This window comes from Faecalibacterium taiwanense, from assembly GCF_036632915.2.
Classification (GTDB): Bacteria; Bacillota; Clostridia; order Oscillospirales; family Ruminococcaceae; genus Faecalibacterium; species Faecalibacterium taiwanense.
On sequence record NZ_CP155552.1, the window covers coordinates 2305175 to 2322337 of the forward strand.

The window sequence follows — 17163 nt, forward strand, 5'->3', positions numbered from 1 at the left end:
TCCTTACCAGCGCCACTGGGCACCCGTCAGGGTCGGGTAGCTGCGCCGCAGCCACGCCGCCAGATCTGCCAGCAGACTGTTGTACTGGGCCTGCTCCCCGACGTAGCGGTCGGTCTCACCAAGGGCCGCATCGGTCATGGCACACAGATAATGCGGATACAGCGCATCAAAAGGTGCCGGTGCCAGCAGCACATCGTCGTCCTGCAGGCTGTCATCCCATGCAAGGTCTGCGCCCACATCGTCGTATGCATCTGTGATGCTGTTTTTAAAAAAGCGTTCCCGCAGCATCGCGTCTGCTTCTTTCAGCCACGCCTGCCGGGTGGCCAGCGCAATGCGGCTGCCCGGGCGCAGCTCTTCGGCGCGTTCCAGCGCCTGTCCTACGGTCATATGCTCACTCTCCTTTTTATAAAGGCCCGGCCGGGCAGGCTTCCCAGCCGGGCTTTTTGTCTGTTTCGGGTTTACTGGGCGGCGTTCTCTGCCGCCGCAATGCGGGCGGCGGTCAGCTCATCCTGCATCTGGCTGTGCTCCAGCACCTCGGCCACTTCGGGCGGCACTTCCACCTCCACGCCGCGGCGGATCTTATAGTTCACACCGTTCACGCTGACGAACAGATCGCCCTTGTAGCGGCTGTTATCCTTGAACAGCCGGATGCGCACATTTTTCTTTTCAGCCATGGTTCACGCCTCCTCAGTTTGCAGCAGCGGTGGCGGAATAGCTGGACGCACTTTCAATGCGCACCATGTACTGCTCCACCAGACGCTCTGCCGCACGCATGCCCTTCCAGCCCACGGAAGCGCGCTGGTTCAGCGGGTCGTCGCCGTAGCCCAGCTGCTTGACGATGTGCTCCAGACCGCCGCCTTCCAGCTCGGTCACGCCGTAGGCGTGGGCACCCAGCACCAGCGTGCCGAACACAGCCAGACCGTCCGGGCAGGTGGAATCCTTCCAGATCTTGGCCTCGCTGGTCTCGATGAAGCGGATGTTGCCCAGCTTGCCGATCTCGCCGCGGAACATGGTGTCCGGGTCGGCGTACTTGTGCACCTCAATGAACTCCTTGCTGGTCTTCAGGTCGTAGGCAGCGTAGGGATGGATGATGGCAATGTAGCTGTCGCCGATGGGGTCGGCGTTCATCGCGCCCAGCTGTGCCGCCGCCTGAAAGAACAGCTTCGGGGTCAGGGTGCAGGTCTTGTCCAGTGCCTTGCGGCTGGCAACGGCAGTCTCGGTGCCGCCTGCGGCCAGCTTGGGCGCATAGATCACATTGGTGCCGCCCGCCAGCACATCGCGGGTAATGCTGTCCATGGTGCGGCCTGCCTGACTTGCCAGCACACGGGTGGCCTGTACCACATTGTTGTCAATGGCGGTCATCTGCAGCACGTCGGTCAGCGGAGTCCAGCCGCCGTACTGGTGCAGATCGCTGGTGATGGTGGTCACATTCAGTGCCTGACCGTTCGGGGTCACGCCCTCGGTCAGCGGAGTGGATGCCTTGGGCAGGCTGTCGTACTTGCGGAACTCAATGGTCTTGCCGCCGTTCTGGGGCACAGGGTAGTAGTCCGCAAACTGGTCGTGCACCAGACGCGGCTCTGCCTGATCGATGAGACGCTTCTCGTAGAAGGTCTTCATCTCTTTCGACATGGTAGCGGTGGTGTTCAGGTTTTCCGCAAACAGCTGGATGTTGAAATTCTTGTTCATGCTCATATTCCTTTCTCTTGTAAAATATTCACAATTCGATCTGTGCCCCGTGGAGCACACGGCGTTCCAGTGCTTCTCGCTGGGCGCGGGTCATGCTGGCTACATCCGGGCGGACGGTAGCCGCGCCGCCGGGCCGGATGCCGTTTTCGGTGGGCCGTGCGGCCCGCTGCTGAATACGTTCCACCACGCCCTGCTCCACAGCCTGCGCTGCAGTGCGCAGGTTTTCGTCGTAGTGGGCCAGACGGTACGCATCCCGCACCCTCATGCCGGGCAGCTGCATCAGGCGGCGCATCTCCGGGCTGCGCAGCTCGTTCTGCAGATCAAAATCCGGCTGGCTGCGGCGCATGGCCGCTTCCTCTGCCGCCCAGCGGGCATGCAGGCTGTGCACAGCAGCCTGTGTGCTGCGGGCAAAGCTGGACAGCGGCGGCAGTTCCGGGCGCTGCACAGGCAGTTCCTGCCGGGGCTTTTCCGGCTGCAGCTCTACGGTTTTCTCTGCCGAAGCCTGCGGCGCAGCGGGTACTTTTGCTTCGTCCGGCTTCATGGTGCCGGAGGCCACCGCCTGCCGGGTCTGCGCTTCGCTCAGGGCAGGGGAGCGGCTTCTCCCTCTGCAAAGAGCTGTAGCATAAAGGTTCCCCACGGGTTGCGGCTCCCAGCGTCCACTTCGTGCCTTGAGCGGCACTCGTGTTCTGCTGGCCGCTGCCCCAGCCTCGGCTCCCTGTTTCCGCCGCAGGCGGCGGTCGCCTCCGCTGCAAACAGCTGCAGATCCATCATGCTCTCCTTTCCTCTGCGGCTCACATCTGCAAAGCGGATATTCTCCGGGTAGCGTTCGGCCATCAGTGCAAAGCAGGCTTTTGCCAGCTCAAAGGCACCGCGCACCCATTCTTCGCAGGGCGCATCCACGCTCACTGCCAGACGCGGGCCGTCCGGCTCATCAAAGGCTTCGCTGTGGGCGTTCTCTTCCCCGGCCAGCAGGTACACAAGGCCCTGCATCACGGTGCTGGCTCCTGCACAAACGATGTCCTGCCCGGCAGGCGCATAGCCTGCATGACCGGCAGCTTCCAGCCGGCAGCTCAGCCCGGCGGGGGTATCCATCTCGCTGTAACAAACTTTCATCATAAAATTCACCTCCTTTTTAATGGATGTTCATGGCACGTGCAGCGGCGGCCACCGGCAGGGCATTGCCAAGGCCCGCCAGCTTTACCGCCTGCCCGTCCTTCTGCGCAGACGCACCGCCTGCACTGCGGGCCGGTTCGTCAGGCCCGGTGCCCTGCTGGGCGATCACCGCCGCCATCTGTGCCATCTGCTGCTGCATCCTAGCCAGCTGCTGGGCAAGGGTGCCGTTCTGCCGCACCCTCTGACGCACCTTCTCAATGCCTTCAAAGTCCATCATTTCCAGTGCCGCAAGGGCGGCATCGGCATTTTCAGGCTTGAAAAATCCCAGCTGATAGCACTCCTTGGCCGTCTCGTTCTGGGAAAGGCGGCTGAAGGTGCTCTTCTTGGCGGCGCTCACCACGATGTCAAAGATCGGCTCCCGGCTGCCCAGTTCCACGCCGCCCACGCTGCCGCCGGGCACCGCCCGCAGCGCCTGCGCCGAGAAGGGCACGAACCGGCTCTCGCCGCTTTCGCCCACGATACGGAACACCCGCTGCTCGTCGTAGAACTGGCGCATCAGCTCGATGATGAGATAGCACTGCTTTGCAAAAGCACGGTAGGCGCTCTTGAGCATATCGCGGCTGAGTTTGCTGCCTGCCTCCTGCAAGGCCGCAATGGCGCTGGCTGCGGTCACACCTCCGGCAGTGCCGCCCTGCGTCATGTCCCGGTTGCCGCTGATCTCCTTCAGCTCTTCAATGCGGCTCTGGCGGTAACTCAGGCTGTTGCCCTGCAGGCCCGCCGTCTGCAGCGGACGGAAACTGTCGTCGTTGAGCCGTCCCACCACATGCACGATGTCCCGGCTGAAATCGGCCAGCTCTTCCTCGTTGACCCCTGCCGTGTCGCTGAGCACATACCGCTGCTTTGCACTCAGCAGCACGTTCTCGTCCATGGCATGGTTCATCTTATCAATGGCCGTCTGGCAGTCCTTCATCACATCGATGTAGCCAAAGCCCGCCGGGCTGTCCTCCTCCACGAACAGTGGGTCAAATACAAAGGGGTACTGTCCGTGGTCATACAGGCCGCTTTCTGCCAGCGCCGGGTCGTTCTGGCTGGCGTACAGCACCACGCCGTTGCAGAACTTGCAGTAGTGCAGCACCATGCGCCCCGTTTCATCCGGGCGCTTGTAGTACCAGTCCACCACCACGCTCTTGGAGCTGGTGTCCTGCCCTTCATCGTGGATGTACCGGGGCACGTCCAGCACGCTGGCGGTGTGTCCTGCCAGCTGCGGGTACTGCGCGCACAGCCGGGCCGTGTCCTCAAGGCTCAGGCTGAAAAAGTCCGGCGATGCCTGAATATCCGCCACGCCCGGCTCCCAGTAGAGCATCAGCAGGTTCACGCTGCGCACCGCAATGTCGCCAATGCCGCCGCGCATTGCAGGGTCCCAGAAGATGCCGGTCACGCCGGTGCCCTGTTTGAGCTTGCGCCACCAGCAGTCACTGTACACCTGCTCGTAGTCGGCCTGTTCCAGCACCACCGGCAAAACGCTGGAAAGTGCCCGTGCGGTGTCCTCGTCATCTGCCTCTCGGGGCAGCACGTTCGGTTCCGGGTAGTTGTCCATGGCATCGGCGTGCTTGTTGGCAATGCTGTTGAACAGCCACCCGCTGGAAGGCTGAGCCTTGCCGGGCATCATGGGGTTCTGGTAGTTCTTCCAGTGGCCCATGCGGAACCACAGCTCGTTATCCACAATGCGCTTGTCCAGCGCAGCCTTGCCCGCCTTGTACCGCTGCAAGGTCTGCATGGCCTCGGCCACCTGTGCTTCACCCACGGGCAAAGCTTCGTTCTCGTAATCGTCCATTGCGTTTCTCCTTTAAATTCTGTAAAATCTTGCCCGCTTGTGCAGGTTCAGCGGGTCGTCGGGCATGGGCGGCGCAGCACAGCGCACCGGCGGGCTGATAGGGTTCTCCATCAGCACATAGCGGCACTCGTCGTAAATGTGATCCTCCTGCCGGGTGTCGATGTCCTCCACGTTGCTTTCGTCGTACACAAGGTTCGGGATCGTGCGGATAAAGTGCTTGCAGGTATTGAACACCTGAAACATCGGCCTGCCGTCCGCATCAAAATTCAGCCGGTAGTGGAACTGCATCTTGCCCGCAAGCCGGGTGTTGTCGCCGGGGGACCAGCGCAGGAAGTTCGGGCTGCGCTCCATCATAGCGGCAATGCTCTCGCCGCGGCTCTCATCAAAGATGGCCGGATCGGCAATGCCGTGGATCACCCTGCCGCGCAAAAGCGGGTCGTTCTGCTCTGCCTCCCGGATGCGCCGGGCCTGTTCCACCGGGTCGATGCGCAGGCCCTCGTTCGGCCTGCCGGTGCAGCCGTACAGCTCCTTGATGCGGTACAGCCGCCCCTCCTCGTCCGCTGCGTACCACCCCACCGAGAACGGCTTGGAAAAGCCAAAGTCGAACCCGCGGTAGAGCTGCCAGTGCTTCGGGATGGTGAACGGTGCGATCACATGGGTCCAGCGCTGGTCTTCGTAGTGGGCCGGGTCGTTGCGCCATTCGGTAAACACCTGCCCGGAAAAGCTGTCCCAGCTGCCGTAGAGCAGCGCCTGCTTTTCCGCTTCCGGCATACTGGCAAGGCTTGCAAGGTAGCCGGGGTCGTTTGCCAGCAGGGCGGGGTTATCAAAAATGCTGGAAGGGATGAACACCCGCGCCCGCTGCAGCTTCTGTTCGGTGCCGTCCGGCAGCTTTACCGTGTATTCTTCGGTGATAGGCGTGCCGGGCGGTGCAGGCGTGATGAACCGTGCCTTCACCCACCCGTGGCCGATGCCGCCGGGATTGGTGGTGGCCCGCATGTACACCCGGGTGCCCGGGCCTGTGGGACGGTTGCGGCTCATCATGTAGCTGTACTCTTCCCATTCAAAGTGGGTCAGCTCGTCAAAGCCGATAAAATCGAAGGCCTTGCCCTGATAATTGGTACGGTCCTTGGTGTACTGCATGGAGCCAAAGTAAATTTTTGCCCCGCTGGGGAAGTTCCACACATGGGCCGTGGCGTTGTACTGTGCCTGCGGGAACGCCCTGTGGTAGTACACCTGGCTCTTGTCCACCAGATCAGAAAGCTGCGGGTAGGTCTTGCGCAGGATCAGCGCCCGGTAGTGTGGAATGTGCACCTGCCGCAGCGCTTCGATCACCAGCGCGTCGCTCTTGCCGCCGCCTGCTGCACCGCCGTACAGCGCTTCCGGTTCCGGGCGGCTCATAAATTCGGCCTGCCGCGGCTGGGGCCGCCAGACCACCGGCACTCTTGCTTGTACAATGCTCATGGTTCTTCCTCCACCGTCGGCAGCAGCACCACGCCGCACTCCGCTCCTTCTGCCTGTGCCCCCTGATCGTTCAGGGTCTTGGCTACACCGGCCAGATCCTTGAGCACCGCCGTGGCCTCCTTGAGGTCTTTCATGGTGCCTGCTTCCGATGCGCCTTCCTTTTTTGCCGCCTTCTGCCGGGCATTCAGTTCCCGCACCTGCTGTGCCAGCAGGGTGCTCAGGGTGTCCGTGGCTCGGCTCAGGCTGGCCAGCCCTCTGGCCTGTTTTGTCTGCCCCATGGTGTTGGGTATCAGCTCCTTTCCGCCCTGGTGTGCTGGGCTATGGCAAAAGGATACCACTGGTGCTGCTTTCCCAACAGTGTGCACTTTTGCAGGGCCATAGCGTATATTTTAAATTTAAGAATCCGATTCGTATACTTTTGTCCCTTGTAATTCATCGCTGTTTCGTATCTTTTCAAAAGCAGTGTTTTTTCTCCATCAAAATTTGTGGCAGACCCGCAGAAAACCTTCAAAGTCATACTCATTTGCGATTTTTGGACAGAAAATGAAAAAAGTGTGTTTATTCTGTGGACAAATGCTTTTGTAAAATGTTACAATAGGTTCTGTTCTTTCTCGTCCCACGCACGGACGGGATGTTTTATCTGAATCAGGAGGTTCCTCATGTTAGAAAACATCTTTCATCTGAAGGAGAACCACACCGATGTCAAGACCGAGATCATGGCAGGTATCACCACCTTCATGACCATGGCTTACATCCTTGCGGTCAATCCCAACATCCTTTCTGCTTCCGGCATGGATTCGGAAGCCGTTCTGATCGCCACCGCGCTGGCATCCTTTGTTGGCACTGCGCTTATGGCTCTGCTTGCCAACTATCCGTTTGCACTGGCACCCGGCATGGGCCTGAACGCCTACTTCTCCTACACGGTCGTTCTCACCATGGGCTACAGCTGGCAGTTGGCCCTGATGGCCGTCTTTGTAGAGGGCATCATCTTCATCGTGCTGTCCCTCACCAATGTCCGTGAGGGCATCTTCAATGCCATCCCCATGACCCTGAAGAGCGCCGTCAGCGTGGGCATCGGCCTGTTCGTTGCTTTCGTTGGCCTGCAGAATGCAAAGCTGATCGTCAACAGCGATTCCACCCTCGTCACCTACCAGCACTTCAAGGGCGAGACCTTCTCCAGCGTGGGCATGGGCGCGATCCTTGCCCTGTTGGGTATCGTGATCACCGCCATCCTGCTGGTAAAGAAGGTCAAGGGCGGCATCCTGTACGGCATTCTTATCACCTGGGTGCTGGGCATCCTCTGCGAGATCGCCGGCATCTATGTTCCCAACCCCGACGCAGGCATGTACTCCGTCATTCCCACCGCTTTTGTCAGCTTCGACTTCTCCGCGCTGGGCAAGACCTTCGGTCAGGTATTCAAGACCGATTTCTCCGGCGTTGGCATCCTGAACTTCTTCGCCGTCATGTTCTCCTTCCTGTTCGTTGACCTGTTCGATACTCTGGGCACCCTGATCGGTGTTGCCTCCAAGGCCGACATGCTGGACGAGGACGGCAAGCTGCCCCACATCAAGGGCGCACTGATGGCCGACTCCATCGCCACCTGCGCAGGCGCTGTGCTGGGCACTTCCACCACCACCACCTTCGTCGAGAGTGCTTCCGGCGTTACCGAGGGCGGCCGCACCGGTCTGACCGCTATGACCACCGGCATCCTGTTCCTGCTGGCCACCATCTTCAGCCCTCTGTTCCTCACCATCCCGTCCTTTGCAACGGCTCCGGCCCTGATTATCGTGGGCTTCTACATGATGGGCTCTGCCGTCAAGATCGACTTCAATGACCCCAGCGAGGGCATCCCCGCCTTCCTGACCATTCTGGCCATGCCCACCGCTTACAGCATTTCCGAGGGCATCGCCATCGGCGTGATTTCCTGGACCCTGATCAATCTAGTCACCGGCAAGGCCAAGGAAAAGAAGATCAGCCCCCTGATGTATGTGCTGACCGTGCTGTTCATCCTCAAGTACGTGTTCCTCTAAGCCGCCGATCTTACCGCAAGCAAAAAAGCTCCCGTCCTGATGATGGACGGGAGCTTTTCTGCTTCCTATGATCCGGAACAGCCTGCGCATTCGCTCCGGGCTGTCCGGCGTGGAACTATTCTTTTTTAGCAATCGGGGTTATTTGCGCCGCGGGTGGATATGCACTTCCGGGATAGCCACGTTATCATAGTGGATCGGCTTATCTGCCGCCGGAGTGCCGTCCGCATCCGTATGATGTGCCACCTTGCCGGTATGGATCTCCGGCACGGCCACGGTTTCTTCCTCATGGGGATGCTCCCGCTTTTTTCCGAGCCACGTTTTCAGATGGTGATAAAGCGACATTTCACGTCTCCTTTCCCGGTGCGGAAGCCCGCCCGAACTGTAAAGATCAGCTTCAGATAAAATTGATGAACACCGTAATGACCAGACTGTTCAAGAAGTCCGCAAACAGACTGCCCACCAGCGGGATCAGCAGATACGCCTTGACCGAGGGCGAATATTTATCGCAGATGGCCTGCATGTTGGCCATAGCGTTGGGCGTTGCGCCCATGCCAAAGCCGCAGGTGCCGGATACGATCACCGCCGCGTCGTAATCGCGGCCCATGATGTTGAACACTACCAGCACCACATACAGGATCATGAACAGGGTCTGTCCGGCCAGCAGCACGATCAGCGGCAGGGCCAGCTCTGCCAGCTGCCACAGCTTCAGGGTGATCATGGCCATACCCAGGAACAACGAAAGGCAGATGCCGCCAATGTCATTGATCTCGCCCATATACACGGTGTAGCCGCCTCCATACTCACCCACATTGCGGATGATGGCCGCCGCGATCATGGCACCGATATAGATGGGGAAGGTCATGCCCGTCAGGCTCAGAAGTCTGGACAGCACCGTGCCGATGCCCATGGCGACGATCAGCTGGAAGCTTGCCGCCGGGTACATGGTGGTGTGGCGCTCGTGCTTCATTTCTTCTTCCACCAGCAGGCTGTCATCCTCCGGTACCACCGTGGCCAGCAGGTTGTGCCGCTCAATGAGCATCTTACCGATGGGGCCGCCCATCATGCTGCCCGCGATCAGGCCATAGGTGGCCGCTGCCGTACACAGGGTGGTGGCCCCCTGAATGCCAAAGTCCTCCAGCACCGGGCCAAAGGCACCGGCGGTGCCGTGACCGCCCACCATGGGGATGGAGCCGGTGCAAAGGCCCACCAGCGCATCCACGCCCAGCAGCTTTGCCAGCCCCACGGCTACAAAGTTCTGGCTGACGATCAGCACGATGACCACGCCCAGAAACACGATCATCGCTCTTCCACCGCTTTTCAGCACCTTGAGGTTTGCCTGGAAGCCCACCGAGGTGAAAAACATCACCATGCAGACTTCCTTTAGAATATCATCAAATGCAAACTCGGCAACGCCGGTCACATAGCATACACAGGTAAAAATGGCGAACAGCACGCCGCCAATGACCGGAGCCGGAATGCAGAAACGTTCCAGCACCTGCACCCTTGCCCGCAAAAATTTGCCCAGCATCAGCACCAGCACAGCAACGGCCAGTGTCTGATACATATCCAATTCGATCTTCATTGCTCTACTTTCCCTCAGTTCCCAGCCGCTTCATCGACCGTAATTCCTGCCGCCATATAATATGCGGCCGCGCCCGCATGGAACGGGATGCCAACGCCCTCTACTGCGTTTTCCTCCGGGTCCAGCGGGATGCCCAGCTGCTCTTCCAGCCCTTCCCGGCTGGAGAACAGAAGCTGTGTCAGCTGCTGCACCTGCTTTGCAGGCAGCGCGTTGCTGGCCAGCAGAACGGCTTTCACGCCCACCGTCTGCACTTCCTCCGTCTGGCCGGGATAGGTGCCTGCCGGCAGCGTAACGCCGCTGTAGGCGCTGTAAGCGCTCTGCAGGCGCTGTGCTGCCGCACCGTCCACGTTCAGCAGCCGGATGCCGCACTCGCCTGCCAGAGCGGTCAGCACCGAGCTGGGCGCGCCCACCGTCATAAAGATGGCATCCACCCTGCCCGCCTTCAGCTGGGCAGCGGCATCCTCATAGTTCAGGTTTACCATGCTCACCATCTTGTCGTTCAGACCATAGGCAGATAAGATCTGCCGTGCGTTCTGCTCCGAACCAGATTCCTCCGCGCCGATGCTCACTGTCCTGCCATGCAGGTCCTCAATGGACTGGATGTCGGAATCCGCCCGCACCACCACCTGACAGGTCTCGGTGTACAGCGCTGCCACGGCACCAAAGCCCCGGCTTTCCTCCTCGTCGGCAAAGATGCCGGTCTGGTCATAGGCATCCTGCACAAGGTCTGCCTGTGCAATGGCCAGCTGCAGATATTCGCCGGCCAGCAGACGCAGGTTCGCTGCGGAACCGGCGGTAGCCTTCAGCTCCACCTGCCCGTTGTCCGTCTCATTTTCCAATGCCGCGAACCGCTCACCGAACTCCCGGTAGATGCCGCCCTCGCCAGCCACGCCGAAGCGCAGCCGTTTAACGGTCTCCACCGACGAGCATCCGCTCAGCAGTGCTGCTGCCAGCAAAGCTCCGGCCAGCACCGCCGCGAGCCATTTCTTTTTCAAGATCACCACTCCTCTTCCTGCCGCCGCAGTGCGGCAGAGCTTTTATCCTAAATTATACGCACATTGCGGATGAAATGCAATCACCTGCTGCAGAAAAGGAATGCACTTACCCTCCGAACAGCCCGAAGAAGCTGGTATGGGTCACCCCCAGCACAAGGAACAGTGCGATCAGTGCAAACAGCACTCCGATGATAATATCCATCTGGTGCACGGTCAGCGGAAAATGATCATACATCTTTTCTTTCGCATTCACAAAGTTTTTGTCGCCGTTGTTGAGCAGGCTCTTTTTGCCTTCCTCAAAATCCACCTTCTGCGCGGCCAACTCTGCCTGCTCCTGTGCAAGCTGTTCTTCCCGGGCCGCAAGGGCAGCTTCCCGCCGGGCAAGCTCCTCTGTGAACTGCTCCCTTGTTCGGTTTTCCTGTGCCATAAGCACACCTCCTGATGGTGTTTTTCTTTATGATACCACACAAATGCAAATAAAAAAAGCGGGCCGTCTGCCCAAAAGCAGACGACCCACAGAAAAAGCTCTTACTTCTTTGCCAGATACTTGCGGATATCGATAGCCACAGCCACGATAATGACCAGGCCCTGAACGATGTAGGTGTAGGAGGAGTTCACGTTCATGAACTGCAGCGCCACCTTCATCAGCTCAAAGACCAGAACGCCGACCAGAACGCCGGGCACAGTGCCGACACCGCCGGTGGTGGAAACACCGCCGATGGTGCAGGCTGCGATGGCGTCCAGCTCATAGCCCTGTGCGGTGTTGACGGATGCGCCGCCGGACTTTGCAGCCAGCAGGCAGCCTGCCAGACCGAACATGCAGGAAGCCAGGATGTAGATGCGGATCTTGGTGGCGTTGACGTTGACACCGGCCACCTCAGCAGCAGCCTCGTTGCCGCCGATGGCGTACATGTACTTGCCGTGACGGGTCTTGTTGTACAGGAACCAGAAGCACCCGGCCACGATCAGAGCGATCCAGATCAGCACAGGCACACCGATGATAGTGTTGGAGGCCAGAGAGGTGAAGTTTTTGTTCAAAGAGCCGATGGGGGTACCGCCGGTGTACACAAGGCAGATACCGTAGACCACCTGCTGCATACCCAAGGTAGCAATGAAGGGCTGCACCTTCAGGTAGCTGACCACCAGACCATTGCACAGACCCACGATGGCGCAGATGGCAATGACCAGAATGAACACCACCGGGGTGGACAGGGTGGGCATATTGGGGTAGAACTTGCCGGAAGCGCCTTCGGTCTGCGCAAAAATGCAGGCCAGACATGCGGCAAAACCAGCCAGACGGCCAGCGGACAGATCGTTACCGGTGGTGATCAGGCAGCCGGAAATGCCCAGCGCGATGATGTAGCGGATGGACACGTTCTTGAACAGGTTGATCATGTTGGTGCCGGAGAAGAAGTTGGGGTGAATGATGCCAACGATCAGAGTGATGGCCAGCATCATCATGATAATGGCGTTGTTGCTGAGCCACTTGCCCACAGCCTTGCCATTCAATTTTTTGGTAGCTTCCACGATAGACAGCCTCCTTAATTACTGATTTGCCGCAGCTGCGTCAGGTGCGGTCTCGAACTGGGTAGCCAGCGCCATGATGTTCTCCTGCGTGGCATCCTTGCCGTCGATAAAGCCGGTGATACGGCCATCGCACATGACCATGACACGGTTGGACATACCGATGATCTCGCTCATTTCAGAGGAAATCATGATAATGCTCTTGCCCTGCTTGGCCAGATCGGCGATGATGCAGTAGATCTCGTACTTTGCACCAACGTCGATGCCACGGGTAGGCTCGTCCAGAATGAGAACATCGGGGTTGTTGGCCAGCCACCGGGCGATCAGCACCTTCTGCTGGTTGCCGCCGGAAAGGCTCTTGATCTGGGTCTTGGGGCTGGGCACCTTGATGGCCATCTTTTCCTTGTTGGTAGCCACCAGATCCAGGATCTTCTTGTCGTCCAGCATGATGGGGCCCTTGCGCAGGGCATCCAGCGATGCAATGGAGATGTTATCCGCAACACTCAGCACACCCATGATGCCGGTGGCACGGCGGTCCTCGGTCAGCAGAGCCACGCTCTTCTGGATGGCGTCGCGGGGCTGCTTGATGTTCACCTCTTCGCCCTTGATCCACACCTTACCGGAGGTATGGGCACGCAGGCCGAAGATGCCTTCCATCAGCTCGGTGCGCTGTGCGCCCACCAGACCGGCCACGCCCAGGATCTCGCCTTTTTTGACCTCGAAGCTGCAGTGGCGGAAGGAGCGCGGATGGATGGAGGTGAAGTCCTCCACCTTCATCATCACCTCGTCCGAGGGATGGTTCTCCAGCGGGGGATACAGGTTCGACAGCTCACGGCCGACCATCTTTGCAATGATCTCTTCCTTGGTCATGTTGGCAACGTCCCACTTGCCGATGTACTGGCCATCGCGCATGATGGTGACTTCGTCCGCGATCACCTTGATCTCGTCCATCTTGTGGCTGATATAGACCAGTGCCACGCCCAAAGCCTTCAGCTCGCGCATGATGCGGAACAGCGACTCAACTTCGTTTGCGGTCAGTGAGGAAGTGGGTTCGTCCAGGATCAGCACCTTGCAGTTTGCGGAAACAGCCTTTGCAATTTCCACCATCTGCATCTGTGCGATGCTCAGAGAGCCAAGCTTTGCACGGGGATTGATCTCCAGCTTCAGCTTTTTCAGCAGCTCCTCCGTATCCTTGTACATTTTGGCGTGATCCACCACCGTAACAGGGCCGTACTTTTTGGTGGGGTAGCGGCCCAGCCAGATGTTCTCGGCCACGGTGCGTGCCGGGATCGGCTGCAGTTCCTGATGCACCATGGCAATGCCGCGGTTCAGTGCATCCAGAGGGGTGGTGATGGTAACTTTTTCGCCCTCGTATTCAATTTCGCCCTCGTCCATCTTGTAAATGCCAAACATGCATTTCATCAGTGTGGACTTACCGGCGCCGTTTTCACCCATCAGCGCCATGACCTTACCGGGGCGAAGCTCCAACTGGGCGTGATCCAGCGCTTTGACGCCGGGGAAGGTCTTGACCACGCCTTTCATTACCAGACGGTATTCTGACATTCCGCAGAGCCTCCTTGTCGTTTATTATAAGGCCGCAGAAAAACCTTTTTTCAAAACAAGGCGCGTGCGCGGAGAATATTTCTCGCACGCACGCGCTTTATAGCTTTGCTCAAGCCGTCAAGGTCCACTGCGCACCTTGCATTGTTTCAGGAAAACTTTGGTCTTACTTCACGTACTCGGAAGCGTTGTCCTTGGTCACCTTCACATAGTCGACCCAGTAGTACTGCTCGACCTTGGAGCCTTCAACGTACAGCTTGGTAGCCTCAGCAGCTGCGGTAGCCTGACCCACGTCGTCGTTCAGCACGGTACCGGTCATGTTGCCATCCAGAACGTCCTGAACAGCCTCTGCCAGAGCATCGACGCCGACCAGATAGATATCCTTGCCGACGGTGCGGCTTGCCTGCTGGATGGACTGCAGAGCGCCCAGTGCCATTGCGTCGTTGTTGCAGAAGACAACTTCGATCTTGTCGCCGTACTGAGACAGAGCGTTTGCAACGTCCTGCTGAGCGGTGGTCTGATCCCAGTTGTCCAGGTACTCGTACAGGCACTCAACTTCCTTGCCTGCATCGGTCAGGGCCTTGATGGAGTACTCGGTGCGGTACTGAGCATCGATGTTCTCGGGGTCGCCCTTGCACATAATGTAGGTGATCTTGCCGTCGCCGTTGATATCGCCCTGAGTCTCGGTCTCCAGGATCAGCTCGCCCTGATAAGTACCGGACTGACGTGCGTCAGCACCAACGTAGCAGCACTTGTCTGCGTAGGAGTCCAGAACGCTCTTGTCGGGCTCACGGTTGATGAAGACGATAGGAGTCTCAGAGGGCTTGACGGTATCAACGATGGTCTGTGCGGAAGTGGTCTGCACGGGGTTGATGACCAGCACGTCCACGCCCTGCTGCAGGAAGGTGTTGATCTGCTCGGTCTGGGTGTTCTGGTCGTTCTTGCCGTCCATGATGGTGACGGAGTAGCCCATGTCCTTCAGGTACTCTTCCAGATCGGAGCGGTACAGGGTCATGAAGTTATCAGCAAACTGATAGATGCACACGCCGATGTTTGCGGAACCGTTGGTTGCAGCAGCGCTGGAAGCAGCAGCAGAAGATGCAGCAACAGAAGAAGCAGCAGTAGAAGTGCTGGAAGAGCCGCCGCAGGCGGTCATAGCAGCAGTTGCACCAACAACAGCAGATGCCTTCAGGAAGTCACGACGCGAAATCATTTTCATAATAATGTTCTCCTTCAATTCGTATCTCAGCATTTTCACAGGAGCAATCTTGCATGCACCTGTAATTCCTGTTCGTATTATACCCTTGCAGCACCCCACTGTTCAAGAGAACAAGTTCACAAGATTGAAGGAGTTCTTTTGTGCTATTTCAACAAATGCTTTTTGGGCTCGCCAATTTCTTTTCTCGAAACATCACAATTTTTCATACATTTGCAACCTCCCTACAAAAGCAAAAAAATTATGTCATTTTTCTCTCAAAAAGATTACAAAATGTTGCATCGTCCGGTTTTTGCAGCTTTTTCATTTCTTGTATATCTTGAAAAATATTTTCAGGAATAGTTCATCCCTGTTCTTCCGCATTTTTTCGCTTCATTTCTGCAATTTTCTGCAAATCGCCTGCCATTCCCGGTTCCTGCCGCCCGCCTTTTGCAAAGAAAATGCCCGGAAGCTTTCCTGAGCCTCCGGGCATCTCGATCCGAGTATCTTTTACAGATGCAGCAGCATCTTTGCAATGTTGAAGTAGATCAGCAGCGTGGTGGTATCCACAATGGTGGTGATCAGGGGTGAAGCCATCACGGCCGGATCCACATGCAGCTTTTCTGCCGCCACCGGCAGAATGCCGCCGATGATCTGCGAGAGCAGGATGGTGCAGATCAGGGTCAGACACACCACCAGTGCCACCGGAGCCGCAATGCGGTCAAACACCAGCAGCTTTACAAAGTTGCATACGGCCAGCGTGCCGCCGCACAGCAGGGCTACGCGGCTCTCGCGCCAGAGGATGCGTGGCAGGTCGTGGGGCTGGATATCGCCCACTGCCATGCCGCGGATGATGGTGGAAGTGCTCTGGCTGCCCGCGTTGCCGCCTGCGTCGGTCAGCATGGGGATGTATGCAGTCAGCACGGTCACAGCGGCCAGTGCATCCTCGTATCCGCGGATGACCATGCTGGAGAAGGTGGCGCTGATCATCAGGAACAGCAGCCACGGCGCACGGCTCTTATACAGATCCCACATGCTCTGCTTGAAGTAGGGCTTGTCGGAGGGGCCGATTGCGTTCATCTTTGCAATATCTTCGCTGGCCTCGTCCTGCAGGATGCTGATAGCATCGTCAATGGTCACGATGCCCACCAGCCGGTTCTCGGCGTCCACCACCGGAATAGCCAGAAAGCCATATTTCTCGAACAGGTTGGAAACATCCTCCTGATCGGTGGTGGTGCTCACGCTGACCACATTGGAATCCATCAGGTCCTTGATAGGCTCTTCTGTGTTCTTTGCCAGCACCAGCGCCCGCAGGGACACCACGCCGATCAGCCTGCGGCTGTCATCGGTCACATAGCAGTTGTTGATGGTCTCCTTGTCAAAGCCATTCCTGCGGATGGCCTCCATGGCCTGTGCCACGGTCATGTCCGGCCGCAGCTCCATCAGCTCGGTGGTCATCACGCCGCCGGCCGAGTCCTCCGGGTACTTGAGCAGCTCGTTGATCATGCGGCGGGTGGTGGGGTCGGCCTGACCCAGAATGCGCTTGACCACGTTGGCAGGCATTTCCTCCACAAGGTCGGTGGCATCGTCCACGAACAGTTCGTCCACAACAGCCTTCAGCTCGGTATCGGTCAGGCCGTCGATCAGCTTCTGCTGGGTCTCAGGGGTCAGTTCGGTGAACACATCTGCGGCCAGATCCTTCGGGCACAGACGGAACAGCACCGGGAGCTTTTCTGCAGGCAGATCCTCAAATACCGCCGCAAGGTCGGGCGCGGGCAGAGTTTCCATCACATCCCGCAGGCTCTGGTATTTCTTGGCATCGTCCAGATTTGCCAGCATGGTCTTGAGGGTATCGATCGAGATTTCAGACATAAAAAAGCTGCCTCCTTTTCAGTGGCAGCTCTCGTTTCTTCTTTTCAGGGAACACAAACACGCACCGTGTGCATTCACACACAGCAGGGTCTGCACAAAGCAGAAACGGCGGCTGCCATCATATAAAATAATCGGGGAGAAAGACTGCTGCTACTGCCAGCAGGTTCCATGACAACCACCTCGTTTTCCTGTTGTAAAAAGACACTTTTTGCCTTTTCCGCCCATTACTTTACCACTGCTTTTTTGCCGCGTCAACCCTGCTTTTTAAATTTTTCCGTTTCTTTACAAAAAGTAAAAGTGCCCGATGACAT

Annotated in this window: 17 protein-coding genes; 1 reads left to right on the top strand and 16 read right to left on the bottom strand. The window is 58.2% G+C overall.

Annotated features, from left to right (window positions below):
* Nucleotides 1–3: 3 nt before the first annotated feature.
* From PXT33_RS11375 to PXT33_RS11410, 8 genes are all read right to left on the bottom strand, one after another.
* Nucleotides 4–387 (bottom strand): hypothetical protein, encoded by a 384-nt coding sequence (locus PXT33_RS11375; RefSeq protein WP_005944627.1) that lies wholly within the window; start codon nt 385–387, stop codon nt 4–6.
* 71 nt (nt 388–458) lie between these two features.
* The gene (locus PXT33_RS11380) at nt 459–674 is read right to left on the bottom strand and encodes a hypothetical protein (protein WP_097775085.1); all 216 of its coding nucleotides are present in this window, start codon (nt 672–674) and stop codon (nt 459–461) included.
* Between the two features lie 13 nt (nt 675–687).
* On the bottom strand, nt 688–1692 hold the full coding sequence (locus PXT33_RS11385; RefSeq protein ID WP_154256053.1) for a N4-gp56 family major capsid protein: 1005 nt from the start codon (nt 1690–1692) through the stop codon (nt 688–690).
* Nucleotides 1693–1714: 22 nt separating this feature from the next.
* A complete protein-coding gene (locus tag PXT33_RS11390) occupies nt 1715–2323 on the bottom strand; it encodes a hypothetical protein (protein WP_347070326.1) in 609 nt (202 codons plus the stop codon).
* A complete protein-coding gene (locus tag PXT33_RS11395; RefSeq protein WP_347070327.1) occupies nt 2266–2802 on the bottom strand; it encodes a ribosomal-processing cysteine protease Prp in 537 nt (178 codons plus the stop codon). The genes PXT33_RS11390 and PXT33_RS11395 overlap by 58 nt, the downstream gene beginning before the upstream one ends.
* A gap of 16 nt (nt 2803–2818) precedes the next feature.
* The gene (locus tag PXT33_RS11400; RefSeq protein ID WP_154259005.1) at nt 2819–4633 is read right to left on the bottom strand and encodes a hypothetical protein; all 1815 of its coding nucleotides are present in this window, start codon (nt 4631–4633) and stop codon (nt 2819–2821) included.
* A 12-nt stretch (nt 4634–4645) separates the two neighbouring features.
* Nucleotides 4646–6094 (bottom strand): phage terminase large subunit, encoded by a 1449-nt coding sequence (locus PXT33_RS11405; protein WP_005944636.1) that lies wholly within the window; start codon nt 6092–6094, stop codon nt 4646–4648.
* The gene (locus PXT33_RS11410) at nt 6091–6372 is read right to left on the bottom strand and encodes a chemotaxis protein (RefSeq protein WP_332376583.1); all 282 of its coding nucleotides are present in this window, start codon (nt 6370–6372) and stop codon (nt 6091–6093) included. Before PXT33_RS11410 ends, PXT33_RS11405 begins: the two co-directional genes overlap by 4 nt.
* Before the next feature lie 381 nt (nt 6373–6753).
* Between PXT33_RS11410 and PXT33_RS11415 the strand changes: the two genes are divergently transcribed.
* On the top strand, nt 6754–8124 hold the full coding sequence (locus PXT33_RS11415) for an NCS2 family permease (protein ID WP_120020513.1): 1371 nt from the start codon (nt 6754–6756) through the stop codon (nt 8122–8124).
* A 138-nt stretch (nt 8125–8262) separates the two neighbouring features.
* On the opposite strand, the gene PXT33_RS11420 is transcribed toward PXT33_RS11415, so the two are convergent.
* From PXT33_RS11420 to mgtE, 8 genes are all read right to left on the bottom strand, one after another.
* On the bottom strand, nt 8263–8466 hold the full coding sequence (locus PXT33_RS11420; RefSeq protein ID WP_097776394.1) for a hypothetical protein: 204 nt from the start codon (nt 8464–8466) through the stop codon (nt 8263–8265).
* A 52-nt stretch (nt 8467–8518) separates the two neighbouring features.
* The gene (gene gltS, locus PXT33_RS11425; protein ID WP_097775078.1) at nt 8519–9706 is read right to left on the bottom strand and encodes a sodium/glutamate symporter; all 1188 of its coding nucleotides are present in this window, start codon (nt 9704–9706) and stop codon (nt 8519–8521) included.
* Nucleotides 9707–9720: 14 nt separating this feature from the next.
* On the bottom strand, nt 9721–10707 hold the full coding sequence (locus PXT33_RS11430; protein ID WP_332376584.1) for a TAXI family TRAP transporter solute-binding subunit: 987 nt from the start codon (nt 10705–10707) through the stop codon (nt 9721–9723).
* Between the two features lie 100 nt (nt 10708–10807).
* Entirely contained in the window at nt 10808–11128 is a 321-nt protein-coding gene (locus tag PXT33_RS11435; protein WP_291014248.1) for a hypothetical protein, read from the bottom strand.
* Nucleotides 11129–11229: 101 nt separating this feature from the next.
* Nucleotides 11230–12228 carry an ABC transporter permease subunit gene (locus PXT33_RS11440; RefSeq protein WP_298638246.1) on the bottom strand — a complete coding sequence of 333 codons (999 nt, stop codon included), beginning with the start codon at nt 12226–12228 and terminating at the stop codon, nt 11230–11232.
* Between the two features lie 18 nt (nt 12229–12246).
* Entirely contained in the window at nt 12247–13788 is a 1542-nt protein-coding gene (locus tag PXT33_RS11445; RefSeq protein ID WP_005944656.1) for a sugar ABC transporter ATP-binding protein, read from the bottom strand.
* Nucleotides 13789–13951: 163 nt separating this feature from the next.
* On the bottom strand, nt 13952–15004 hold the full coding sequence (locus PXT33_RS11450; protein ID WP_097781525.1) for a substrate-binding domain-containing protein: 1053 nt from the start codon (nt 15002–15004) through the stop codon (nt 13952–13954).
* 486 nt (nt 15005–15490) lie between these two features.
* On the bottom strand, nt 15491–16852 hold the full coding sequence (gene mgtE / locus PXT33_RS11455; RefSeq protein ID WP_097775072.1) for a magnesium transporter: 1362 nt from the start codon (nt 16850–16852) through the stop codon (nt 15491–15493).
* Nucleotides 16853–17163: the final 311 nt, after the last annotated feature.